General features: G+C 72.3%; 22 protein-coding genes and 3 pseudogenes. 8 read left to right on the forward strand and 17 right to left on the reverse strand.

The window, feature by feature from the left end:
• Positions 1-7 precede the first annotated feature (7 nt).
• Positions 8-1,369, reverse strand: a complete 1,362-nt coding sequence (gene mshA, locus NEH16_RS14500) for a D-inositol-3-phosphate glycosyltransferase (protein ID WP_265542710.1) — start codon at positions 1,367-1,369, stop codon at positions 8-10.
• Positions 1,370-1,579: 210 nt separating this feature from the next.
• Here mshA and NEH16_RS14505 point away from each other — a divergent pair, with 210 nt between their 5' ends.
• From NEH16_RS14505 to NEH16_RS14515, 3 genes are all read left to right on the forward strand, one after another.
• Entirely contained in the window at positions 1,580-2,359 is a 780-nt protein-coding gene (locus NEH16_RS14505) for a class I SAM-dependent methyltransferase (protein ID WP_265542712.1), read from the forward strand.
• Positions 2,360-2,659: 300 nt separating this feature from the next.
• A complete protein-coding gene (locus NEH16_RS14510; protein ID WP_265542714.1) occupies positions 2,660-3,712 on the forward strand; it encodes a C40 family peptidase in 1,053 nt (350 codons plus the stop codon).
• Between the two features lie 319 nt (positions 3,713-4,031).
• The gene (locus tag NEH16_RS14515; RefSeq protein WP_265542716.1) at positions 4,032-5,369 is read left to right on the forward strand and encodes a PP2C family protein-serine/threonine phosphatase; all 1,338 of its coding nucleotides are present in this window, start codon (positions 4,032-4,034) and stop codon (positions 5,367-5,369) included.
• Here NEH16_RS14515 and NEH16_RS14520 read toward each other — a convergent pair.
• The 3 genes and pseudogenes from NEH16_RS14520 to NEH16_RS14530 form a co-directional block, all read right to left on the reverse strand.
• Positions 5,351-5,686 (reverse strand): DUF2516 family protein, encoded by a 336-nt coding sequence (locus NEH16_RS14520; RefSeq protein ID WP_073964919.1) that lies wholly within the window; start codon positions 5,684-5,686, stop codon positions 5,351-5,353. The two genes, NEH16_RS14515 and NEH16_RS14520, sit on opposite strands and share 19 nt — an antisense overlap.
• A gap of 116 nt (positions 5,687-5,802) precedes the next feature.
• Positions 5,803-6,470, reverse strand: a pseudogene (locus NEH16_RS14525) (hypothetical protein).
• Positions 6,471-6,520: 50 nt separating this feature from the next.
• Entirely contained in the window at positions 6,521-6,928 is a 408-nt protein-coding gene (locus tag NEH16_RS14530) for a helix-turn-helix domain-containing protein (protein ID WP_073964772.1), read from the reverse strand.
• 125 nt (positions 6,929-7,053) lie between these two features.
• Between NEH16_RS14530 and NEH16_RS14535 the strand changes: the two genes are divergently transcribed.
• Together NEH16_RS14535 and NEH16_RS14540 are read left to right on the forward strand one after the other, a co-directional pair.
• On the forward strand, positions 7,054-7,743 hold the full coding sequence (locus NEH16_RS14535; protein ID WP_265542718.1) for an SMI1/KNR4 family protein: 690 nt from the start codon (positions 7,054-7,056) through the stop codon (positions 7,741-7,743).
• A gap of 196 nt (positions 7,744-7,939) precedes the next feature.
• Positions 7,940-8,640, forward strand: a pseudogene (locus NEH16_RS14540) (N-acyl homoserine lactonase family protein).
• Between the two features lie 92 nt (positions 8,641-8,732).
• On the opposite strand, the gene NEH16_RS14545 reads toward NEH16_RS14540, so the two are convergent.
• Entirely contained in the window at positions 8,733-9,581 is an 849-nt protein-coding gene (locus tag NEH16_RS14545) for an alpha/beta fold hydrolase (RefSeq protein WP_265542720.1), read from the reverse strand.
• Positions 9,582-9,649: 68 nt separating this feature from the next.
• Between NEH16_RS14545 and NEH16_RS14550 the strand changes: the two genes are divergently transcribed.
• On the forward strand, positions 9,650-10,276 hold the full coding sequence (locus NEH16_RS14550; protein WP_265542722.1) for a sigma-70 family RNA polymerase sigma factor: 627 nt from the start codon (positions 9,650-9,652) through the stop codon (positions 10,274-10,276).
• 83 nt (positions 10,277-10,359) lie between these two features.
• Here the strand turns inward: NEH16_RS14550 and NEH16_RS14555 are convergent, their stop codons facing one another.
• From NEH16_RS14555 to NEH16_RS14565, 3 genes are all read right to left on the reverse strand, one after another.
• Positions 10,360-11,613, reverse strand: a complete 1,254-nt coding sequence (locus NEH16_RS14555) for a GNAT family N-acetyltransferase (RefSeq protein ID WP_265542725.1) — start codon at positions 11,611-11,613, stop codon at positions 10,360-10,362.
• A gap of 75 nt (positions 11,614-11,688) precedes the next feature.
• The gene (locus NEH16_RS14560; protein WP_265542727.1) at positions 11,689-12,675 is read right to left on the reverse strand and encodes an asparaginase; all 987 of its coding nucleotides are present in this window, start codon (positions 12,673-12,675) and stop codon (positions 11,689-11,691) included.
• A gap of 45 nt (positions 12,676-12,720) precedes the next feature.
• Complete coding sequence (locus NEH16_RS14565; protein WP_199879032.1) at positions 12,721-13,350, reverse strand: ABC transporter substrate-binding protein; 630 nt, start codon at positions 13,348-13,350, stop codon at positions 12,721-12,723.
• A 118-nt stretch (positions 13,351-13,468) separates the two neighbouring features.
• Between NEH16_RS14565 and dtd the strand changes: the two genes are divergently transcribed.
• Positions 13,469-13,918, forward strand: coding sequence for a D-aminoacyl-tRNA deacylase (dtd, locus tag NEH16_RS14570; protein ID WP_265542729.1), 450 nt, complete (start codon positions 13,469-13,471; stop codon positions 13,916-13,918).
• Between the two features lie 19 nt (positions 13,919-13,937).
• Here dtd and NEH16_RS14575 read toward each other — a convergent pair whose 3' ends face one another.
• The 6 genes and pseudogenes from NEH16_RS14575 to NEH16_RS14600 all read right to left on the reverse strand — a co-directional run bounded on the left by NEH16_RS14575 (position 13,938) and on the right by NEH16_RS14600 (position 18,842).
• The gene (locus NEH16_RS14575; RefSeq protein ID WP_265542730.1) at positions 13,938-14,903 is read right to left on the reverse strand and encodes a YgfZ/GcvT domain-containing protein; all 966 of its coding nucleotides are present in this window, start codon (positions 14,901-14,903) and stop codon (positions 13,938-13,940) included.
• Positions 14,904-14,971: 68 nt separating this feature from the next.
• Complete coding sequence (locus NEH16_RS14580; protein ID WP_265542732.1) at positions 14,972-15,442, reverse strand: Fur family transcriptional regulator; 471 nt, start codon at positions 15,440-15,442, stop codon at positions 14,972-14,974.
• Positions 15,443-15,490: 48 nt separating this feature from the next.
• Positions 15,491-16,063 carry an FABP family protein gene (locus NEH16_RS14585; protein ID WP_073964783.1) on the reverse strand — a complete coding sequence of 191 codons (573 nt, stop codon included), beginning with the start codon at positions 16,061-16,063 and terminating at the stop codon, positions 15,491-15,493.
• 259 nt (positions 16,064-16,322) lie between these two features.
• Positions 16,323-17,197: pseudogene (locus NEH16_RS14590) on the reverse strand (hypothetical protein).
• The gene (locus NEH16_RS14595) at positions 17,194-17,979 is read right to left on the reverse strand and encodes a hypothetical protein (RefSeq protein ID WP_073964786.1); all 786 of its coding nucleotides are present in this window, start codon (positions 17,977-17,979) and stop codon (positions 17,194-17,196) included. The pseudogene NEH16_RS14590 and the gene NEH16_RS14595 overlap by 4 nt, the downstream one beginning before the upstream one ends.
• A complete protein-coding gene (locus NEH16_RS14600) occupies positions 17,976-18,842 on the reverse strand; it encodes a hypothetical protein (protein ID WP_265542737.1) in 867 nt (288 codons plus the stop codon). Before NEH16_RS14600 ends, NEH16_RS14595 begins: the two co-directional genes overlap by 4 nt.
• Before the next feature lie 106 nt (positions 18,843-18,948).
• Here NEH16_RS14600 and NEH16_RS14605 point away from each other — a divergent pair, with 106 nt between their 5' ends.
• The gene (locus NEH16_RS14605) at positions 18,949-19,311 is read left to right on the forward strand and encodes a DsrE family protein (protein WP_018101651.1); all 363 of its coding nucleotides are present in this window, start codon (positions 18,949-18,951) and stop codon (positions 19,309-19,311) included.
• A 24-nt stretch (positions 19,312-19,335) separates the two neighbouring features.
• Here the strand turns inward: NEH16_RS14605 and NEH16_RS14610 are convergent, their stop codons facing one another.
• The 3 genes from NEH16_RS14610 to NEH16_RS14620 all read right to left on the reverse strand — a co-directional run bounded on the left by NEH16_RS14610 (position 19,336) and on the right by NEH16_RS14620 (position 21,002).
• Positions 19,336-19,662 carry a DUF3099 domain-containing protein gene (locus NEH16_RS14610; protein ID WP_073964788.1) on the reverse strand — a complete coding sequence of 109 codons (327 nt, stop codon included), beginning with the start codon at positions 19,660-19,662 and terminating at the stop codon, positions 19,336-19,338.
• Between the two features lie 158 nt (positions 19,663-19,820).
• On the reverse strand, positions 19,821-20,108 hold the full coding sequence (locus NEH16_RS14615; RefSeq protein WP_018101653.1) for a DUF1416 domain-containing protein: 288 nt from the start codon (positions 20,106-20,108) through the stop codon (positions 19,821-19,823).
• A gap of 48 nt (positions 20,109-20,156) precedes the next feature.
• Complete coding sequence (locus NEH16_RS14620) at positions 20,157-21,002, reverse strand: sulfurtransferase (protein ID WP_073964789.1); 846 nt, start codon at positions 21,000-21,002, stop codon at positions 20,157-20,159.
• Positions 21,003-21,037: the final 35 nt, after the last annotated feature.

A 21,037-nucleotide genomic window follows, 5' to 3' on the forward strand; every position in this document is an offset into this window, starting at 1 on the left:
TACGGGGTCACACGCGGGTGCGCGTCCGCCTGCGGTGTTCCTGAACGGCCGCCGAGTACACCTCGGCGGTGGCGGCCGCCGCCGTGTCCCAGCCGAACCGCTCGGCGTGCTCCGCCGCCGCCCCGCCCATCCGGGCGACCAGCTCCGGCGCCCGCGCGAACCGCTCCAGCGCCTGGGCGTACGCGGCCGGATCGTGCCCGGGTATCAGGAAGCCGCTGACCCCGTCGCGCACGGCCACCGGCAGGCCGCCCACGGCCGCCGCGACGACCGGCGTCCCGGCCGCCTGGGCCTCGACCGCGACCAGCCCGAAGGACTCGCTGTACGAGGGCATGACCAGCACGGACGCGGCCCGGAACCAGTCGGCGAGCTGGTCCTGCCCGACCGGCGGGTGGAACCGTACGACGTCCGCGATGCCCAGCCGGGCCGCGAGCTTCTGCAGCCCCTCCGGCTTCGCGAGGCCGCTGCCGCTGGGGCCGCCGACGACGGGCACCACGATCCGCGACCGCAGCGAGGGGTCCCGGTCGAGCAGCACGGCGACCGCGCGCAGCAGCACGTCGGGGGCCTTCAGCGGCTGTATGCGGCCCGCGAAGAGGGGGATCAGGGCATCCTGCGGAAGCCCGAGTCGGGCGCGGGCGGCGGCCCGGCCGTCGCCGGGGCGGAAGCGGTCGAGGTTGACGCCGGGGTGGACGACGGCCACGGCCCGCGGATCGGCGTCGTAGAACCGGACCAGCTCCCCCGCCTCCTCGGCGGTGTTGGCGATCAGCCGGTCGGCGGCGTCCACGATCTGGGTCTCGCCGATGACCCGGGCGGCGGGCTCGGGGGTGTCGCCCTCGGCGAGCGCGGCGTTCTTCACCTTGGCCATGGTGTGCATGGCGTGCACGAGGGGAACGCCCCAGCGCTGCGCGGCCAGCCAGCCGACGTGTCCGGAGAGCCAGTAGTGGGAATGGACGAGGTCGTAATAGCCGGGTCGCTGGCCGGCCCACGCCTGCATCACACCGTGCGTGAAGGCGCAGAGCTGCGCGGGCAGCTCCTCCTTGGCCAGGCCCTCGTACGGACCCGCGTCGATGTGCCGGACGAGGACACCGGGCGCCAGGTCCACGGCGGAGGGCAGCCCTCCGGTGGTGGAGCGGGTGAAGATCTCGACCTCGATGTTGATCGCGGCGAGCCGCTTGGCCAGCTCCACGATGTACACGTTCATGCCACCGGCGTCGCCCGTCCCCGGCTGGTGCAGCGGGGAGGTGTGCACGGAGAGCATCGCGATGCGGCGGGGCCTGCGGTGTCCGGCGGTGAAGGAGCCGGTGAGACCTGCGGGGAACCTGCGACGCGGTGCGCCACGACTGCTGCCGAGCCGAGAGACGTACTGGGTCACGTCGTCCGTCCTCCTCGCTGGGCCCCGGTGCCGACGCGGTTCACGGCAAGGCACCGAAGGGGCGCACGGTCCCTTCGAAGGTGGGGAACAGCGGAATCCCTCCTTTCATTTCCGCTTTGCCAAATCATTACGGGGCAAACGCGGGGGCCGACCCGATGGTCACCCGCCCGCCCGGCGCCCGCATCCGCCCGGATCGTTACGCTCTGTGTCATGCGCCCGATCGGCACCGCGACGCGCGGGACCACCAACCCGAACCGGCTGCGCCGCATGGACCGCTGGATCGCCGCCACGCACGGCCCCGCCCTGCGCCGCGCCGGGAGCCCCGTCGCCGTCGACCTCGGTTACGGGGCCGCGCCCTGGACCGCCGTCGAGCTCCTGGAGCGCCTGCGCACCGCCGAACCGCGCACGGCGGTGGTCGGCATCGAGATCTCCCCCGAGCGGGTCGCCGCCGCGCAGCCGTACGCGCGCGAGGGCCTCACCTTCCGGCACGGCGGCTTCGAGATCCCGTTGCCGGAGCGGCCCTCCCTGATCCGGGCGGCGAATGTGCTGCGCCAGTACGACGAGGGCGAGGTGGCCGGCGTCTGGCGGCGGCTGTGCGAGCGGCTGGCGCCGGACGGGCTGCTGGTGGAGGGCACCTGCGACGAGATCGGGCGCCGGCACGTGTGGGTGGCGCTGGGGCCGGAGGGGCCGCGCACGGTGACCTTCGCGACCCGGCTCGGCTCGCTGGACCGGCCGTCCGATCTCGCCGAACGGCTGCCGAAGGCGCTGATCCACCGCAACGTCCCGGGTGAGCGGGTGCACGCCTTCCTGCGCGACTTCGACCGGGCGTGGGCGGCCGCGGCACCCTACGCCTCGCTGGGGGCCCGGCAGCGCTGGATCACGGCGGTGCGGGCGCTCTCGGGCGACTGGCCGCTGACGGACGGGGTGCGGCGGTGGCGCCAGGGCGAGGTCACGGTGGCGTGGGAGGCGCTGGAGCCCCGGGGGTGGTGAGGGGGCGCACTCGGGCGGCGCGAGGGCGCGTCCTCATCGCGCCGGGATTCACCCCCGCGGCGGGAACGGCCGGCGGGCACCGTTCGTCGGAGTGAGTGGGACGTCGGGGGTGCGGGGGTGGGGAGTGACGGAAGAGCGAAGTGCCGCCCGTAGGCCGGGGTGTGTCTGCCTCTGTTGCTTTTCAGTACGGCATGGCACGATCTGGTCGACGCCACATGTTACTGACGGTTAATCAGACAATTGACCGGTCTGGTTGCTGGATCTGCTCGAACAGTTGGGAACTGCTCGGAGGGGGAGCTCGTGTACCGACGCCACTGTGCCGCCGCGGCGATGACTCTGGTCTGCGCGCTGGCGGTCCTCGCCTCGCCGGTCCAGGCGTTCGCCGCACCGACACCGCCGGAGTCCGCCGACGGCGGCGGGAAGAGCCTGGAACAGGTGCGCGCGGAGATCGACGAGCTGTACCTGGAGGCGGGCGCCGCCACGGACGCGTACAACCTCGCCGAGGAGAAGGCGAAGAAGCAGTCGGGCGAGCTGGTCGAGCTGGCGCAGTCGATAGTCGAGGGCCAGGCGAAGATCGCCGCCCTCAAGAACCGGGCCGGCGCCCAGGCCCGCGAGGAGTACCGCAACGCCGGGCTGCCGCCGGGCGCGCGCCTCATGCTCAGCGGCGACCCGCAGCTCTTCCTCGACGGCATCAGCCGCACCCGCCAGGGCCAGCAGGCCACCAAGGGGCTCCTGGAGGAACTGACCAGGACGCAGCAGGACCTGGAGACGTACACCAAGGACGCCAGCACCAACTGGACCAAGCTCGAAGCCAACCGCGTCAAGCAGGCCAAGGCCAAGAAGAAGATCAACGCGCAGATAGCGGCGGCGAAGAAGCTGGAATCGCGGCTGGAGAAGGAGGAGCGGGCCCGGCTTCTCGAAATGGAGCGGGAGGCGGCGCGGCAGGCGCAGACCGCGTGGCTCGACTCCGGCGCGCTGAAGGAGATCAACCGGGACGCGAGCCCGCTCGGCAAGAAGGCGGTGGCCTTCGCGACCGCGCAGATCGGCAAGCCGTACGTATGGGGCGCGGAAGGCCCCAAGTCGTACGACTGCTCCGGGCTGACGTCCCAGGCGTGGGCGGCGGCGGGCCGCCCGATCCCGCGTACCTCGCAGGAGCAGTGGCGGCTGCTGCCGCACATCGCGATCGAGGACATGCGCCCGGGCGACCTGATCATCTACCACGCCGACGCCACCCACGTCGGCATGTACGTGGGCAACGGCCAGATCATCCACGCCCCCCGCCCCGGCCGCGACGTCACCCTGGCGGGCGCGGGCTCCATGCAGATACTCGGCGTGGTCCGCCCCGACGCGTAGCCCTCGGGCGGACGGCGGGGCGGAGCACGCTCCCGCGGATGTGGTGGCGCGACGCCACGCCGGACGCGTCACCCCCAAGTGAGGCGGGCCACTGCGGCGGTGAGTGGGGCGTGACCTTTGTCATGCCGGGATCGGGCGCCTCGGCGCGGCCGACCACGCCTGATCCGTGGTGGGACGCGGCTTATGGCGGTGCATATGCCGGGCCCGGCGGGCGGGTCGGCATTCCGTTCCCCTGGTCCGTACCGCTATGGTCCCCGTCTGGCGGGTCGTCGATCGTCGCTCCGCCGCGCCCTCGGGGGAGGGAAGGAAACCCGAACCGATGCCCGTATCCGTACCGCAGCCGTGTTCCGCGCCCGCCGCGGAGAACAGCTCCGGCGCCGGCCTCACCCTCCTCTTCATCGAGGACGACCCTGCGGGCACCTTCACCGCCCCGGAACTCTCCGCCGCGGCCGGTGCCCGGGTCCGTATCCGTGCCGCCCGGAACCTCACCGAGGCGGGCCGGCTCCTCACCGACGACGTGGACTGCATCCTGCTGGACCTGGCCCTGCCGGGCGGCGCCGAGGCGCGGGGCGACGGGGAGGGCGAGGAGGACCGGCTCGCCACCCTCAAGCACGTCCTGCGGATCGCGCCCCGGCACGCCGTGCTCGCCCTCACCGCGGAGGACGACGCCGAGCTGGCCGCCGAGGCGGTCCGGGTGGGCGCGCAGGACTATCTCTTCCGGGGCGAGCTGGACAGCAGACTGCTGAGCCGGGCCGTCCGCTACGCCGTCGAGCGCAAACGGGCCGACGTCGCGCAGCACCAGCTGACCGAGTCCCGGCTGCGCGCCCAGGAGAACGCCCGGCTGGAACGCGGGCTGCTCCCGACCCCGCTCCTCGACGGCTCCGACCTGCGCTTCGCGGCCCGCTACCGCCCGGGCCGCAGCCGCGCACTGCTCGGCGGGGACTTCTACGACACGGTCCGCACCCCGGACGGCACGGTGCACGCGATGATCGGCGACGTCTGCGGCCACGGCCCGGACGAGGCCGCGCTCGGCGTGGAACTGCGCATAGCGTGGCGCGCGTTGACGCTGGCGGGGCTGTGCGGCGACGAGCTGCTGTCCACGCTCCAGGAGGTCCTGGAGCACGAGCGGGAGAGCGAGGAGATCTTCGCGACGCTCTGCACGGTGGACATCGCCCCGGACGGCCGCCGCGCGGGCCTCTGCCTGGCCGGACACCCCGCGCCGCTGATCGCCCGCCAGGGACGGGCGGCGCAGCTGCTCCCGTACGAGGACGGCGGACCGGCCCTGGGCCTGCTGCCGCGTGCGCGGTGGCCCCGCCGGCAGGTGGAGCTGGGCGGGTCGTGGAGCCTGATGATGTACACGGACGGCCTGATCGAGGGCCGGGTCGGCGACGGCACGCAGCGCCTCGGCCAGGACGGCATGGTGGCGATGGTCAACCGCCAGCTCGCCGAGGGGCTGACCGGCGAGGAGCTGCTGGAAGCGGCGGTCACCCAGGTGCGGGAGCTGAACGGCGGGGAGCTGACGGACGACGTCGCGGTCCTGCTGCTCGACCGCGACCAGGAGACCGCCCGGCACCGGGCCCCGGGCGGCGCGCGGAGCGTGCACATCCCGCGCCCGCGCCCGGCCTCACCGGCGAGGGCTCAACGCCCGCCGTTGTAGGGGCCGTAGGGGCCGTCGCTGCTGGAGCCGCCGCGCCGGCGGCCGCCGCCGGTGACGGCCTTGAGGGCGGGCCGTACGTCCACGAAGAAGACGATCGTGGCGATCAGCCCGGCGAGCTGGAGGAAGAGCCACGGCACCCAGAGGTTCACCGCCACCGCGACGCCGAGGATGATCAGCCAGAACGACTTCTTCTGCTTGTCCGCGGCGCGGTAGGCGTCCTCGCGGACCATCAGGGCCATGACCAGAGCGACCACGGCGAGGACGAGCATGGCCGTGTAGAGCAGCCCGAGGAACGAGTTGAAGCCTTCGAGCAACATGATGTGCACCGCCTAGTCAGTGGATAGCGCCTCGCGGCCAAGGTACCGGGACAACGAACGGGCCACCCGGAATGTGCCCACCCGCCGCCCCGGCACACCTGCCGGGGACACCGGTGCTACTTGCCGGAGGGCGGGGTGGCCTTCGTCGCGGCGGGCTTCCGCGCGGGCGCCTTCTTGGCGGCGGCCGGCTTGGCAGCGGCGGGCTTGGCGGCGACCGGCTTCGCGGCGGCCGGCTTGGCCGTGGTGGCGGGCTTGGCCGTGGCCGGCTTCGCGGCGGGAGCGGCCTTCGCGGGGGCGGCCGGCTTCGGGGCGGCGGCCGGCTCGGACTCCTTGCGCGGCTCCACGACGACGGCGATCTCCACGATCTCGTCGGCGGTCTCGCCCCGCCACGTCCGCACGGTGCGCTCGCCGCGCTCGGCGACCTTCTCGTACGTCTCCCGGGCCCGTACGGCGTACTCGGCGGCCACGCCCACCCCGCGCAGCGCCAGGTCCTGGGCGTTCTCGCCGAGCTTCTTCAGGTCGGTGTCGAAGGCGCCGATCACCTCGGTGACCTTGGCCTGGAGCGTCGCCTGCGCCTCACGGGCCTGCTCGGCGACCTTCTCCTGCACGGCCTTGGGGTCGGTGTTCCGTACGGCCTCGATCCGCTCCGGGGCCTCGGCCCGCAGCTGTTCGAGCAGCGCGGGCACCTTGCGGGCCTGGCGCACGGCCAGGTCGGCGGTGCCGGCGGCGAAGTAGAGGGGGTCGGGTCGGTGAGGGTCTTGCGCAGGTCATCGGTGATGGCCATGACTGTGGTCCTCCCGGATCATCAGACTGGGTGTGAGGGTGAAGGAACTCTCAAGCTGTATCGGCAGCACTGCCGTCGGCATTGACAGGAGTTCCGGCCTCGGGCTCGTCGTCCAACCCGTTCTCCTTGCGGAAGGACGCGTAGATCTGGAGCAGCACGCTCTTCTGGCGCTCGTTGATCGACGGATCGGCGAGGATCACCGCCCGCGTCTCCAGCTCGTCCTGCTGCCGCTCGTCCAGAATCCCGGCCCTTACGTACAGGGTCTCGGCGGAAATGCGCAGCGCCTTGGCGACCTGCTGCAACACCTCGGCGCTGGGCTTGCGCAGCCCGCGCTCGATCTGGCTCAGGTACGGGTTGGACACCCCGGCGGCATCGGCGAGCTGCCGCAGGGAGAGCTGCGCACTGCGGCGCTGCTCCCGCAGATACTCGCCGAGATTGCCGACGCTGAGTGAGGCCATGCCTCGATGCTGCCCCGTCTTGCTAACTTTTGCAAGCACCCGCTTGCAAAAGTGTTCTGTCTTACCCGTCGGCCTGATGGTGACTCGCAGCGACGACTGTCAGTGGCTCGCCGTACGGTCTGCCCATGGTTGATCAGCAGTGGAGCGGTGTTCGTCAGCGTGTGGTCGCGTTGCGCGCCCAGCCATCGAGCGGCAAGGTGTTCGGCTCGCTCGGGCACAGGTGGGTCCTGGAAGACCCGCTGACCGATGACGGGCTCGCCGAACTCGAAGCGCAGATAGGCGTGCGGTTGCCGGATGGCTACCGGAGCTTCCTCACCCGCGTGGGCGCCGGCGGCGCGGGTCCCGCATACGGCCTCTTCCCCGTTCGCCGTGTGCGGGGCCGCTGGCGCTGGGAAGGGGACGGTGCCGAGCTGGCCGACCTGGCCATGCTCGCCCGGCCCTTTCCTGAGCACGGTCCGGATCCCGAAGACCTCGACGCACTTCTCGCCGTACGCCCGGAAGAAGAGGACTTCGAGGAGATCGAGGACTTCGACGACGCCATCGAGGCATGGGACGAACGCTGGGAAGCCCTGATGTACGCCCCCGAGCGCACAGCCGGCGCCATCGTGATCTCCCACCTCGGCTGCGCCCAGAGGGAGTGGCTGGTCATCAGCGGCCCCCACCGCGGCAGCATCTGGTCCGACTGTCGGGCAGACGACGCCGACCTCGTCCCGCTCCTCGACCAGGACGGGAAGCCGGTCACCTTCGCCCGCTGGTACAACGACTGGCTGCGAGAGGCGGAGCTCACCGCACACCAACCGGCTACGAACGCCTGACGTGGGACGGACCCACCGCCCGGGACAGTTGCCGCTGCGAGTCAGCAGGGTTCGCCGGGGCGCTCGACCTCGTACTCCTCGTTCCCCAGGCCCCACGCCAGGTCTTCGCTCCGGCTCCACGCGGTTGCTGGGTGAGTTGCGGCCAATCCGTCGTACGGGGGTCCAACCAGGCGGGTCGGACGGCCAGGATGGGCGGATGGGAAACATGTCGGTACGCCGGCTCGACCTCGGGTACTTCGTCCGCCCCGCCTCGGAGACGGGCGGCCCGCAGCCGCGCGTCGAGCCGGTCCTCGCTTATCTGGTCCGGCACGACGACGGGCTGCTTCTCTTCGATACCGGTATCGGCGACGCGGGTCCGGAGACCGAGGCGCACTACCGGCCCCGGAGGCGGGCGTTGCGGGAGGCCCTGTCGGGGCCGGGGTCGGGCTCGACGACATCTCCATGGTCGTCAACTGCCATCTGCACTTCGACCATTGCGGCGGGAATCCCCTCCTGGCCGGCCGCCCCATTCTGGTCCAGGACGTCGAACTGGCCACCGCCCGCGCCGGCGACTACACCGTCGACGCGCTGATCGACTTTCCCGGCGCGATGTACGAGGAAGTCTCCGGCGAAGTCGAAATCCGGCCGGGGATCCGGATCGTGCCCACGCCCGGGCACACCGACGGGCACCAGTCGCTGGTGCTCCGGCGGAATGACGGCACGGTGGTCCTCGCCGGGCAGGCGCACGACTTCGCCTCCCACTTCGCGTCCGCACAGCTGGCCCGCCACGCGGCCCGGGAAGGCGTGGAGCCGCCGCTACCGCCGTACCACCCCTGGCTGGACCGGCTGGCCGCATTCGACCCGCGTCGCGTGCTCTTCGCGCACGACTGCTCGGTATGGGAGCCGGCGCGTTCCTGAACGAACCGGAGACCCCTGCATGCCGGGGCGCCGACTACCCGACACCGGAATGGATTGCCGTCGGTACGGGTGCCGGACCGGGAGCCCCCTCCTCAGCCGCGCCCCCCGAGGAACCCCGCCACCGCCGCCCCGAACGCCTTCGCGTCGTCCGCCCACGGATAGTGCCCCGCCCCCGGCTGCACCACGAGCGTGGCGTCCCGGAACAGAGCGCCGAGCGCGGCCACCGCTCGCGGCGGGCTGTTCAGGTCGTACGCGCCGGCCAGCAGCAGGACGGGGGCGGCGAGGGAGGCGAGGGCCTTGCGGGTGGCCGGTGGGTCGAACGCGCCCTCGGCGCCGAAGAGGGCGACGGACTCCGGGTTGCCGGGGCGGCCCAGCTCCTGCAATCGGCGGGCCGCGTCGTCCCAGCGGCCGTGGAAGAACGGTTCGACGGCCGCCCAGTCCGTGCCGTTCCCGCGTGTGATCGCCTCCAGCGCGGGGAAGGCCGCCGGGAACCACGGCTCACCGCTCCTCAGCCGCGCGAGCGCCCGCCGCTCGTCCCCGGTGAGGTCGATGCCGACGGCCCGCGTGCTCGGGGCGATCAGGGCCAGCCTGCCGATCCGGTCCGGGTGGCGCTCCGCGTACCGCACCGCGATGTTCGCCCCGGCGGAGTGGCCCAGCAGGTCGATGCGGGCGAGCCCGAGGTGGCGGCGCAGCGCCTCCACGTCCTCGGCCAGGCGGTCGCAGCGGTACGTGGAGGCGTCCTCCGGGACCGCCGAGCCGCCGTTGCCGCGCAGATCGGGGACGACCAAGCGGCGGTGGGCCGAAAGACCGCCGAGGTCGCCCAGATACCGGGAGTCGGTAGGGCCGCCCGGCACGCAGAGGAGCGGGTCGCCGGGGCCGTCCCCGTACACGCGGTAGGCGAGCGGGGTGCCGTCGGGCGCGGTGAAGGTATGCGTGGTCATGAGGGCAGAATGACAGCCATAACCAGGTTGTACAACCTGGTTGTAAAGCCCGCGTGTATAACTGGGTCGTGGCAGGCGATCAGAGGCAGAGACACGGCAGCAGCACCCCCGCACTCACCGAGGCGCAGGCCGCGCGCATGCTCGCCGGGATGAACGAGGTCATCCGCGCGGGCGAGGAGACGCGTCGGCTGCGCACCGAGATGATCAAGGTGCTCGCGGACCTCGGCTGGACCCAGGAGCGCATCGCCCGCCTCACCGACATGAGCCAGCCCGCCGTCTCCAAGCAGGTGGTCAAGCACCGCGACGCCGGACCGCCCCGGCCTCTCGGCCTGGCGCTCGGCCAGGACGATCCCCCGTGGCTGGAGGGGCGGCTGTGGGCCGTGGCCGAGGACATCGCGGAGACGTACGGCTCCGCCGCGCACTGCCGCCCCGCCGTCGACGCCCTCGCGCGCGGCCGGCAGCGCTTCACACCCGAGACCGTCGACGCGCTGCGCCGGCTCGTCGAGGAGGACCTGCGGCGGTACGAGGGCGAGTTGGCCGCGCACCGGGCCGCGTACGACGAGATCAGCCGCGCGCTCGACGTGCCGTCGCGGGCCGCCGGCACCCCGCCCGGCTCCGCTTCCGTACGCCGTACGCTCGCCCACCGCCTGCAACTCGACCGGCTGCAAGGCGAAGTGGCCGAGGACACCCCCTAGGCCCGTCGGCACGGCCTCGCCCGACGACGCGTGGCGCCCTGGGAAGGCGTTCCTCCGCCGGTGGCACACGGGCTGACCCCGCCTCAGAACACGTCCGGGCACCACGCCCGCCGCGCCGCCCGGAACACCGGGTCCGCCTTCGCCGCCGCGCCCGGGGTCAGCTCATCGACCCGGCCCAGCGCCGCCAGCCGCAGGACCGATTCGTCACCGAGCCACAGCGTCCCCAGCTCCCGGACGTCCAGCGCCAGGTCCGCCGAGCGCGTCGTCGGCGCGCAGGTGGCGCCGTCCGGCGTGGCGTCCAGGTGGAAGCGGCCGGCCGCGTAACCCGCCGCGTCCCGGATCTCCAGCACCAGCGACCCGGGCACCGCGTACGTACGGGCCTCAAGGGCGCGTACGACGTCCAGGACGCGCACCCACAGGAAGTCCGCCTGCGTCACCACACGCGCCGCGCGCGGGTCCGGCAGCAGCAGCGGGAGCAGGTCGTCCGCCGGGCGGATGCCGGTACGGATGGTGGAGATCCAGTCCACCGAGCACAGGAAGTGCCACAGCGCCCGCTCCGCCGCCGGGGTCACCGCGATCATGTCGCGCACCTTCGCCCCGTTCAGCGGCTGCTTCGCGTCGCCCCAGTTGTCGTCGGCGCGGTAGACCAGCATCCCGTCGACCGTGCCGTCCGCGCCCCGGTACACGGCGTAGAAGGGTTCGGTCCAGTGGTCCTGGGCGAAGACCCCCTCCCCCGTGCTCTTGTCCCACCAGCGGCCGTCCCGGCTCACGGCACCGTGCTGCCGGGCCCGCAGCCGGTCGTGCAGCGCGGGGCCCAGCTTCCGGATCTCCGCGCCGTCCACCAGGTCGATCCGGCCACCGTCGCCGTCCGCCGGGACCCGGCGGTGCGGGTCGAGGCCCGTGCGGTGGACGTCGATCTCCCACACGGTGGCCCCGGCCGCCGGGCCGAAGCCGTACCGCCCGTAGATCGGGTACTCGGCGGCGATCAGCGTCGCCGCCACGTCCCCGCCCTCCTTCGCCTCCGCCAGGTCGTCGGCCATCAGCCGCGTGAGCAGTCCGCGCCGGCGGTGCGTCGGCGAGACGGTGACGTTGGTGACCGCGTCGGTCGGCACCGTGGCACCGCCGACCACCGTCAGCTCCTGCGCGAACGAACGGAACGTCGCCACGCACCGCCCCGCGTCGAACGCCCCGCGCGTACGCGAGAGGTCCATGTACGCCAGGCGCCCCGACACCTCCTCCTCCGGCGGGGTGGGCGGCCGGAGGAAGCCGGTGTTCAGGGCGCGCAGCCAGTCGGGGAACTCGGACGGGGTGACGGGGCGGATATCGAGGGCGTTCATGCGCCCCACGCTAGGCAGCGCGATACGGGATGTCGCCCGGTTTTGGCGCCCGCACGCGCGGGAAGAGCCGAGGGCTCAGAACGCCGCCCGGATCTCCCCCACCTCGGCCCCGCCGCCCAGCAGCGGCGCCCGGCCGATCCGCCCGACCACCGGCGCGTCGACCCCCAGCAGCCCCAGCGCGCGGGCCAGGACCGGGCCCAGTGCCCGGGTCGAGCCGTCGTCGATCTTGAAGGCCAGGGCCCGGCCGTCCGCCAGGGCCACCGCCTGCACGGCCTCCGCGCCCATCTTCGACAGGGTGCCGGGCACCTCGCGCATCAGCCAGGTGTCGGGACGCCGGGTGCCCGCCACGTACTCCGGGTGCGCGCGCATCGCGTCCGCCACCCGGCGCTCCGCCGTACCCGGCTCCGCCAGGACGAAACTACGGAACGCGCGCGCCAGGCCCACCAGCGAGACAGCCATCAGCGGCGCCCCGCAGCCGTCCGTACCGACGGCGGCGACCTCCTCGCCCGCGGCCTCCTCCACGACCTGGTGCACCAACTGCTGGAGGGGGTGCGCCGGGTCCAGATAGCCGTCCATGTCCCAGCCCTTGTGCGCGCAGGCGGCGAGCATCGCCGCGTGCTTGCCGGAGCAGTTCATCGTGAGGCACTCGCGGACCTGGCCGGCGGCCAGATACGCCTCGGCCTCCACCGCGTCCAGCGGCAGGTCCGGCGGGGTCTGGAGGTCCTCGGGCGACAGCCCGTGCTCGGTGAGCATCTTGCGTACGAGATCGAGGTGGAAGCCCTCGCCGGAATGGCTCGCGGCGGCCAGCGCCAGCCGCTCCCCCGACAGGTCGAGCCCGGCCCGCAGCACCGCCGCCGCCTGCATCGGCTTGTTCGAGGAACGCGGGAAGACCGGCGCCGCCGGGTCGCCCAGGGACAGTTCCACGCTGCCGTCGGCGGCCAGCAGGACCAGCGAGCCCCGGTGGTGGCCCTCGGTGAAGCCGGACCGCACGACCTCGGCCAGCACGGGCAGGCCGGGGGCCGGGTCGGATATGGCGGGGTTACGGGCTGCGCTGGAGGTCATGGTGGCCTTCCGGGGGCGGGCGGGACCGCCCCCGGAGGGATCACCTCAGGCGAGCAGGTCGTCTACTTGTGCTTCCCCGTCACGGTACCTGCGGGCGATCTCCGCGCCGCAACCGTCCGCCGTGCGCTGGAGCCGGTGCCTGCGCCGGGAGACCTGCTGCTCGTAGCGGACCAGCCGCCCCATCGCGGTGTGCAGCTCTTCGTCCGTCCGGGCGTCGAGGTCGGACAGCTCCACCTCGGCCAGCGTCTCGGCCGCCAGCTTGCGGTACTCGTCGCTGCGCGGCGTGGACAGCGTGACGTGCCGGGCGGACGAGCGCTGCGGGGACGGGGCGTCGGCGAGGATCTCCGACAGCCGGTCCACCACCGGCGACTCCGGGTCCCGGCGCCGCGCCAGCTCGGCCTTCAGGATGTCGATCCGCCCCTGCACCAGCCGCCGCACATAGCTGAGGTCGGCCTCGTCGCGCTGGGCGTCGCGGCGCAGCGCGCGCAGCTCCGGCAGGCGCAGGGCGGCCAGTTCGGCCCGGGTCCCGCCGTCGCCGGTGTCGTCGCCCTGCCCGGTCCGCTGTACGGGTGGGCGCATGGTGCTGATGCTCGTACCGTTGCCCGTGCTGCTGCTGACACCGGGGCGCGCGACCGGCACTGCGCCCGGGGACTGCCCGGTTCCATGCGTGCTCATGCTTGTGTCCATCCCCTCGACCCGGTGCGTCGGCGCACCGCCTCCCGAGCATCGTGCCACCCCGAGGGGCCTTCTGAGGTTGCTCTGTACCCGTTCGGCCCAAGATAGGTTGGTCTGTATGCGTGCAGTGGTACAGAGGGTGGATGGTGCGAGCGTCACGGTGGCGGACGCCGCGGACGGCGACGGCGGTTCCCGCGTCGTCGGGGAGATAACCGGCGAGGGCCTGTGTGTCCTGGTGGGGGTGACCCATGAGGACACCCCGGAGAAGGCGGCGCAGCTCGCCCGGAAGCTCTGGTCGGTCCGCATTCTGGAGGGCGAGAAGTCCTGCTCCGACGTGAATGCGCCGCTTCTGGTGATTTCGCAGTTCACCCTCTACGGGGACGCCCGGAAGGGCCGCCGCCCCACCTGGAACGCCGCCGCGCCCGGCGAGGTCGCCGAGCCCCTGGTGGACGAGGTGGTGGCGCAACTGCGGGCGCTCGGGGCGACGGTGGAGACGGGCCGGTTCGGGGCGGACATGCGCGTCTCGCTCACCAACCACGGCCCGTTCACCGTCATCGTCGAGGTCTGAACCCCGCTCCCCGGCCCGTTTACGGCTCTACGACGGTCTCCTGGGCCGCCGCCGTGTCCCCGGCCAGCAGGTGGGCGTCGACCGCCACGTTCCGCTTCACCAGGGCGAGGGCGATCGGGCCCAGCTCGTGGTGGCGGGCGGACGTGGTGACGAAACCCAGCTGGCGCCCCTCCGGCCCGTCCGACGCGAGCCGGACCGGGGTGCCGGGGCCCGGCAGGTGGACCTCGCTGCCGTCCAGGTGCAGGAAGACCAGGCGGCGCGGCGGCTTGCCCAGGTTGTGCACCCGGGCGACGGTCTCCTGACCCCGGTAGCAGCCCTTCTGGAGGTGCACGGCGACGCCGATCAGGCCCAGCTCGTGCGGGATGGTGCGGTGGTCGGTCTCGAAGCCGAGCCGCGGCCGGTGCGCCTCCACGCGCAGCGCCTCGTACGCCAGCACCCCGGCGACCGGGCCGTGCTCCGCCGCGTACGCCTCCAGCTCGGCGCGCGGCAGGAACAGGTCGCGGCCGTGCGGTGTCTCGCGTACGACGGCCCCGTCCGGGACCTCGGCGATCGAGCCGGCCGGGAGGTACACCACCGCGAAGTCCTCGGTGCGGTCGGCGACCTCCACCCGGTAGAAGAACTTCATCGACTCCAGGTAGGCGATGAGGTCGGCCTGCGTACCCGGTTCGACGTGCATCCACACCGTCTCGCCGTCGTCCACGAGATACAGGGCGTGTTCGATGTGGCCGTTCGCGCTGAGGATGAGCGCTTCGGTGGCTTGGCCCGGGGCCAGCTCGGTGACGTGCTGCGTGATCAGGAGGTGCAGCCAGGCCAGCCGGTCGCTGCCGGTGACGGCGACGACGCCGCGGTGCGAGAGGTCGACCAGGCCCGAACCGTCGGCGAGGGCGCGCTGCTCGCGGAACAGGTCGCCGTAGTGCGCGGCGACGCCTTCGTCGCGGCCCTCGGCGGGGACGGCGCCGGGCAGGGACAGCAGGGGGCTCTTCATGCGACCAGCGTACGACTGGTTTTCGGGCCCCGGCGGCCCGGTGCCCGACGGTCCGGCCGCCCGGTGCCTCAGGCCCCGTCCGCCGGTGCCGGAGCGGCGGCGTCCGCGCCGTCCTCCGCCGCCTTCGCCGCGCAGTCGGCGCAGCGGCCGAAGATCGCGAAGTGCTTCATGTCCGTCTCGAACCCGAACGCGCCGCGCAGCTTCTCGGTGAACTCCGCGACCACGCTCACATCGGCCTCGATCACGTCCGCGCAGTCCCGGCACACCAGGTGGATGTGGTGGTGCCGGTCCGCCAGGTGGTACGTGGGAGCGCCGTGCCCCAGATGGGCGTGGCTGACCAGCTCCAGCTCCTCCAGGAGCTCCAGCGTCCGGTAGACCGTCGAGATGTTCACGCCCGACGCGGTCCGGCGCACCTCGGAGAGGATGTCGTCGGGCGTCGCGTGTTCGAGCGTGTCGACGGCCTCCAGGACCAGCTGGCGCTGCGGGGTCAGCCGGTAACCGCGCTTCCGGAGATCGGTCTTCCAGTCGGTGCTCACCACAGCCCCCAGTGTAGGTCCGGGCGGACGGCGACTCGGCGGAACGGACGGCTACTTGAAGAAGGCGATCCCGTCGTCCGGCAGGTCGCCGAGGCTCTTGGCCATCGCCTCGACCTCCTCGGGCGTGACGGTCTTCTTCAGGTGCGCCGACATGTAAGGACGCAGCTCGACCTCGGGCGTCGCCTTCTCGCCGACCCACATCAGGTCGCTGTTCACATAGCCGTAGAGCCGCTTGCCACCGCTGTACGGGCCGGAGGCCGCGGTACGGGCCACCGCGTCGGTGACCAGGTCGATCTGCGGCTTCTTGTCGGCCAGCTCGCCGTACCAGATCTCGATGACGCCCTGGTCGCGGGCCATGACGACCTCGACCTTGCGGTCCTTGTCGATGCGCCAGTAACCGGTCTCGGTCTCCAGCGGGCGGGCCTTGTTGCCATCGGCGTCGAGGACCCAGGAGTGCGAGGTGTACTCCAGGAAGTCACGGCCGTCGTGGCTGAAGGTGACCTCCTGACCGAAGTTGCACTTCTCGGCGCCCGGGAAGTCGGAGACTCCCGCGCCCACCCAGTTGCCCAGGAGGAAGGCCAGCGGGACGAGGTCCGGGTGGAGGTCGGACGGGATCTCGATCATGAGCGGCTCAGTCGATCTGTGAGGCGGGAGGCGGGAACGCCGGGAACGGGGAGGTGGTCAGCGCTGACCCTGGTACAGCTTCTTCACGGTCACGGCGGCGAAGGCGAGGACGCCGACGCAGACCAGGACCAGCAGGGCGGAGAAGAATGCCTCAAGCACGGGGGGCTCCTCGGACGAGCGGTTTGGCGGCAGTACAGGGCAGTACAGGACCGGGCCCCAGCCTAATAGGTGGGGCCCGGTCCTGCCGTTCCGGGGCCGGTCAGCCCAGGAGCTGGTTCTGGAGGATGAGCGTCTGGTGGAACGGCACGCCGGGCGTCCCGGCACCGCCCTTGCGGGACTGGACGACCACGGCGAGGGTGTCCCCCGCGATGACGAAGCCCGTCCGCACCTGCGCGGCGCCGTAGGGCTTCGGCTCGCTGAAGACGTACGAGGCCGTGGCCTCCACCTTCCCGCCGCCCTTCCAGCTCTCGTCGAGCTCCATCTCGTGCGCGCCGAGCATGTCGTCCCCGGCCGACGCCCCGATGAAGCGGTCGTCGCGGTACGCGTCGGCGTCGTCAGCCGAGCTGAACTGGAGCAGGTAGATCCGGTTCGACGTGCCGTCGGGCATGGTCCAGCCGCGTGCCGCGATGTGCCGCAGGGTGCCCTCGCGCAGGGTGTCGCCGATGCCGGCGCGCCCGCCCTCGGTGAACTCGGACGCGAACTGCTCGTTGCTGACCCAGCCGCCCTTGAGCTTCTTGTCCACCGTGGCCCCGGCCGGGGCGGGCAGCAGCAGCTCGCGCAGGTCGGCGTGGTGGATCTCGGACGGGTTGCCGTCGCTGTAGGGGCGCGGTTTGTCCGCCGGGAGCGCGGGAAGGGCGAGTGCCGGGTAGTCCCAGCGCCCGTCGTCCTCGGTGGCCAGACCGGGTACGTCGGTGCGCTCCATCGAGGTGATGCCGTACGCCGTTCCCGCCCCGGCCGCGCCGAAAACCAGCACGGCGGCGGTCCACCGCGCCACGGCCCGCAGCACCCGGCGCGGGGGCCGGGGCCCCTGCACCACGGGGGCCGGGGCAGGAGCGGCATGGGCGGGAGGTCCGGGGCCGGTGGCGCCGCCACGGGCTCCGGCCCGGTCGCGGGCGCGGCCGTCTGCTCGGTCATACGTACTCCCCCGGGGACGTGATGTGCTTCAGCTGGTCCTTCACCAGTTCGGCGACGGCCGACTTGCGGAACGGCTCGACGCCCGACGCCGAGAAGGTGACCATCACCTCGCCCTCGTACGCCATGCAGAACATGCCCTCGATCCGCAGGTCGTCGTCCTTCGGGTCGAGGAAGCAGGAGGCGTTCTTCGGGTGGCCGGCGATCTTCGGGCCGTCGCGCAGGACGTCGATGCTGTCGAAGAGGTCGTGCCGGAAGGTGTAGAGGTCCCGGACGGCCTTCTTGTCCTTCATCCGGACCAGCTGGGTGTCGACGACCAGGTCGTTGTCGTGCGAGGCGTACGTGCGGACGGCCAGGCCCTGGATGTGGAGCTTGTCGATCCGCTTCTCGAACTCCCGCCGCTGCCGGCCCGACAGGCCGCGCCCGCCGTCCTTCATCTCGGCGGTGGCCGCAGCGCCGCTCAGCTCGGCGTCGTTGCCGTACGTGCCGGAGTCCGGGCCGAGCCGGTAGCCGGCCGGGACGGGCAGCAGCAGCTTGCTCAGCTCGGTGGTGGCCCGTCCCCGCTCCAGGTCCCCGGCGGGGTCCTTGGCCGGCTCGTGGGCGGGTTTCTGCCAGAGCCGGGTGGGAACGGCGCGGTCCGCGTCATCGACGGTGACCTTCGTGTACGCGGCTGCGCCGCCGACCGCGGCGAGCACCAGCACGACGGGGAGGGCCGCGAGGACCACCCGGCGCGCCCGGCCCTTGCTCACGGGAGCGGGCGCCTCGAAGGGATTGTCGTCGTTCACAGGCGCTCCAGCTGTCGCTCGGCCAGCGTCCGGATGTCCTTCTTGCTGATCGGAGCGCTGTCGAAGATATGGATGTCGACCATCACGTCACCCCGGCTGAAGATCGCCCTGGCCTGGTAGAAGGGCAGGTAACCGGCCTTGCGCTCGGCCGGGAAGACGTAATAGCGGCCCTCGGCGCTGCCCTTGATCGCGGTGCCCTCGTTGCCGGCAGCACGCTTCTCGGGCATGTACGAGCGCTGGTCCTCGGCGTGCGCGGCGGCAGCCGCGCCCGAGGTGAACTGCACCAGGTACACGTCGGCCGCGCGGTACTCGCCCTTCTTCCAGGTCGTGCCCGCCACCCGGCGGAGGCCCTGGTCGAGGAGGTCGCTGAACATGTACTCCTCGTTCTCGAAGTTCATGGCGTAGCTCTCGACCCCCAGCCACCCGTCCTGGGTGAGGGCGGTCAGGCTCTTGTCCTCCTGCCAGCCCTTCGGCCGGGGCACGATGAGCTTGCGCAGGTCGCCGTCGGTGCGGACCCGGCGGTCCTGCGAGGCCGGCAGCGGGTCGGGCTCCTTGCCTGCGGGCAGGGCCTTCGCCGGGTACGCCAGACCCGGCTGCGAGAGCGCGGCGAGCGGCGTCGGGGCGCGGTCGGCCTGCACCGCGTAACCGGTCGCGACGCCGCCGGCGATGCCGAGCACGAGCGCGGCGGCGATGATCAGGGTCGTACGCCCGCGCGGGCGCCGCTTCACGGCGACGGCGGGCTCCACGGCCGGCTCCACGGCGGGCTCCACAATGGGCTCCGGATGCTCCCCCGCCTCGGCCACCTCGGCCGCGTCGACGGGCGGCTCGGGCTGCCCGTCGGAAATGCTGTCTTTCGGATGCAAAATGGGTCCCCCACGAGACCTTGAAGCACGGATTCCGTTATCCGCGCACACAACTGACCCACAGGTACGGGGTGGGGTTGTGCGGCCGACGATTACAGTTCCGTATATGCCGAAGAAGCTCGTGATCAAGGTGACCGCAGGTGCCGACTCCGCCGAGCGCTGCTCGCAGGCGTTCACCGTGGCGGCGGTGGCCGTCGCCAGCGGGGTGGAGGTTTCGCTCTGGCTGACCGGGGAATCGGCGTGGTTCGCCCTCCCCGGCCGCGCCGCCGAGTTCGAACTGCCGCACGCCGCACCGCTGCCGGACCTGATCGAGTCCATCCAGGCGGGCGGCCGGATCACCCTGTGCACGCAGTGCGCGGCCCGGCGCGACATCACCGAGGAGGACGTCCTGGAGGGCGTGCGGATCGCCGGGGCGCAGGTCTTCGTCAGCGAGATCATGGCCGACGGCGTACAGGCGCTCGTCTACTAGAGGCGCCCGGCCCCGAGAACCTTCTCAGCCGCGCCGCTTCCGGCCGTCCAGCTCGTCCCACCACGCGTCCGACTCCGGATCACCGGTGGCGCCGCCGTCCTTGCCGCCGCTCTTCGCATCACGGGGCGGCGGCTGCTGCTGCTCCTGCCCGCCGGGCTCGTCCCACCAGCGGTCCTCCGGCCCCTTGCGGTTGCCGACCATCGCCGCGACGGGCGGGATCACCATCGCGACCACACACATCGCGATGGCGGCGGGCATCGACCAGAGCCTCACGAAGGCCCAGGCCGAGACGAAGAGGACGAGGCATACGCCCATCAGTACGAAGTAGGCGCGCCGGCGTCGGCGGTACATGAGTCCAGCGTAGGCCCGATCGGCCCGCTCGGCCGGTCCGGAGGAAACCCGCACTTCAGGCGCGCAGCGCGAAGGGCCGTACCCATGCCAGGCAAGCGTCCAAACCCCCTGGGGTACGGCCCTTCGGCCGGTCATCGGCTGCGCCGACGGTCGTCGTCTCAGACGGCGATGGCCACCTCGGCCAGGCCACCGGTCTGCGCGACGACCGTGCGGTCGGCGGTGCCGCCGGGGACGAGGGCGCGAACGGTCCAGGTGCCCTCGGCCGCGTAGAAGCGGAACTGGCCGGTCGCCGAGGTCGGGACCTCGGCGGTGAACTCGCCGGTCGAGTCCAGCAGGCGGACGTAGCCGGTGACGGGCTCGCCGTCGCGGGTCACGCTGCCCTGGATGGTGGTCTCACCGGGCTTGATGGTCGAAGCGTCGGGGCCGCCGGCCTTTGCTCCACACATGGTTCAGTCCTTCTGGTCGGGGGAACGTGCTGGTCCGGGTCGTACGGATTACTTGTTGGCGCCGAGCTCGATCGGCACGCCGACGAGGGAGCCGTACTCGGTCCACGAACCGTCGTAGTTCTTGACGTTCTCCTGGCCGAGCAGCTGGTGCAGCACGAACCAGGTGAGCGCGGAGCGCTCGCCGATGCGGCAGTACGCGATGGTGTCCTTCGACAGGTCGACCTGCTCGGCCTCGTAGAGGGCGCGCAGCTCGTCGTCCGACTTGAAGGTGCCGTCGTCGTTGGCGTTCTTCGACCACGGGATGTTGCGGGCGCTCGGGACGTGGCCGGGGCGCTGCGACTGCTCCTGCGGGAGGTGCGCCGGGGCGAGCAGCTTGCCGCTGAACTCGTCGGGCGACCGCACGTCGACCAGGTTCTGGGTGCCGATGGCCTTCACGACGTCGTCGCGGTAGGCGCGGATCGACTCGTCCTGAGGCTGCGCCTTGTACTGCGTGGCCGGGCGGGACGGGACCTGGTCGCCGTCCACGAGGTCGCGGGAGTCCAGCTCCCACTTCTTGCGGCCGCCGTCGAGCAGGCGGACGTCCTGGTGGCCGTAGAGCTTGAAGTACCAGAACGCGTAGGACGCGAACCAGTTGTTGTTGCCGCCGTAGAGGACGACCGTGGTGTCGTTGGCGATGCCCTTCGCGGACAGCAGCGCCTCAAAACCGGCCTGGTCGATGAAGTCGCGGCGGACCGGGTCCTGGAGGTCCTTCGTCCAGTCGATCCGGATCGCGTTCTTGATGTGGTTCTTCTCGTACGCGGAGGTGTCCTCGTCGACCTCGACGATGGCGACCTGCGGGTCGTCGATGTGGGCCTCGACCCAGTCGGCGTCTACCAGGACGTCACTGCGGCTCATTGTGTTTCTCCTCCGGGGCAGTCTGCGGCGAGATG

This window comes from Streptomyces drozdowiczii (assembly GCF_026167665.1).
Classification (GTDB): Bacteria; Actinomycetota; Actinomycetes; order Streptomycetales; family Streptomycetaceae; genus Streptomyces; species Streptomyces drozdowiczii_A.

Coding starts and splice junctions, on each gene's coding strand:
- NEH16_RS14615 (WP_018101653.1), bottom strand. CDS start 20,108: ATGTGTGGAGCAAAGGCCGGCGGCCCCGACGCTTCGACCATCAAGCCC.
- NEH16_RS14565 (WP_199879032.1), bottom strand. CDS start 13,350: ATGAGCACGCATGGAACCGGGCAGTCCCCGGGCGCAGTGCCGGTCGCG.
- NEH16_RS14585 (WP_073964783.1), bottom strand. CDS start 16,063: ATGATCGAGATCCCGTCCGACCTCCACCCGGACCTCGTCCCGCTGGCC.
- NEH16_RS14530 (WP_073964772.1), bottom strand. CDS start 6,928: ATGGCCTCACTCAGCGTCGGCAATCTCGGCGAGTATCTGCGGGAGCAG.
- NEH16_RS14605 (WP_018101651.1), top strand. CDS start 18,949: ATGCCGAAGAAGCTCGTGATCAAGGTGACCGCAGGTGCCGACTCCGCC.
- NEH16_RS14515 (WP_265542716.1), top strand. CDS start 4,032: ATGCCCGTATCCGTACCGCAGCCGTGTTCCGCGCCCGCCGCGGAGAAC.
- NEH16_RS14535 (WP_265542718.1), top strand. CDS start 7,054: ATGGTTGATCAGCAGTGGAGCGGTGTTCGTCAGCGTGTGGTCGCGTTG.
- dtd (WP_265542729.1), top strand. CDS start 13,469: ATGCGTGCAGTGGTACAGAGGGTGGATGGTGCGAGCGTCACGGTGGCG.
- NEH16_RS14555 (WP_265542725.1), bottom strand. CDS start 11,613: ATGAACGCCCTCGATATCCGCCCCGTCACCCCGTCCGAGTTCCCCGAC.
- NEH16_RS14575 (WP_265542730.1), bottom strand. CDS start 14,903: ATGAAGAGCCCCCTGCTGTCCCTGCCCGGCGCCGTCCCCGCCGAGGGC.
- NEH16_RS14545 (WP_265542720.1), bottom strand. CDS start 9,581: ATGACCACGCATACCTTCACCGCGCCCGACGGCACCCCGCTCGCCTAC.
- NEH16_RS14610 (WP_073964788.1), bottom strand. CDS start 19,662: ATGTACCGCCGACGCCGGCGCGCCTACTTCGTACTGATGGGCGTATGC.
- NEH16_RS14560 (WP_265542727.1), bottom strand. CDS start 12,675: ATGACCTCCAGCGCAGCCCGTAACCCCGCCATATCCGACCCGGCCCCC.
- NEH16_RS14620 (WP_073964789.1), bottom strand. CDS start 21,002: ATGAGCCGCAGTGACGTCCTGGTAGACGCCGACTGGGTCGAGGCCCAC.
- NEH16_RS14520 (WP_073964919.1), bottom strand. CDS start 5,686: ATGTTGCTCGAAGGCTTCAACTCGTTCCTCGGGCTGCTCTACACGGCC.
- NEH16_RS14505 (WP_265542712.1), top strand. CDS start 1,580: ATGCGCCCGATCGGCACCGCGACGCGCGGGACCACCAACCCGAACCGG.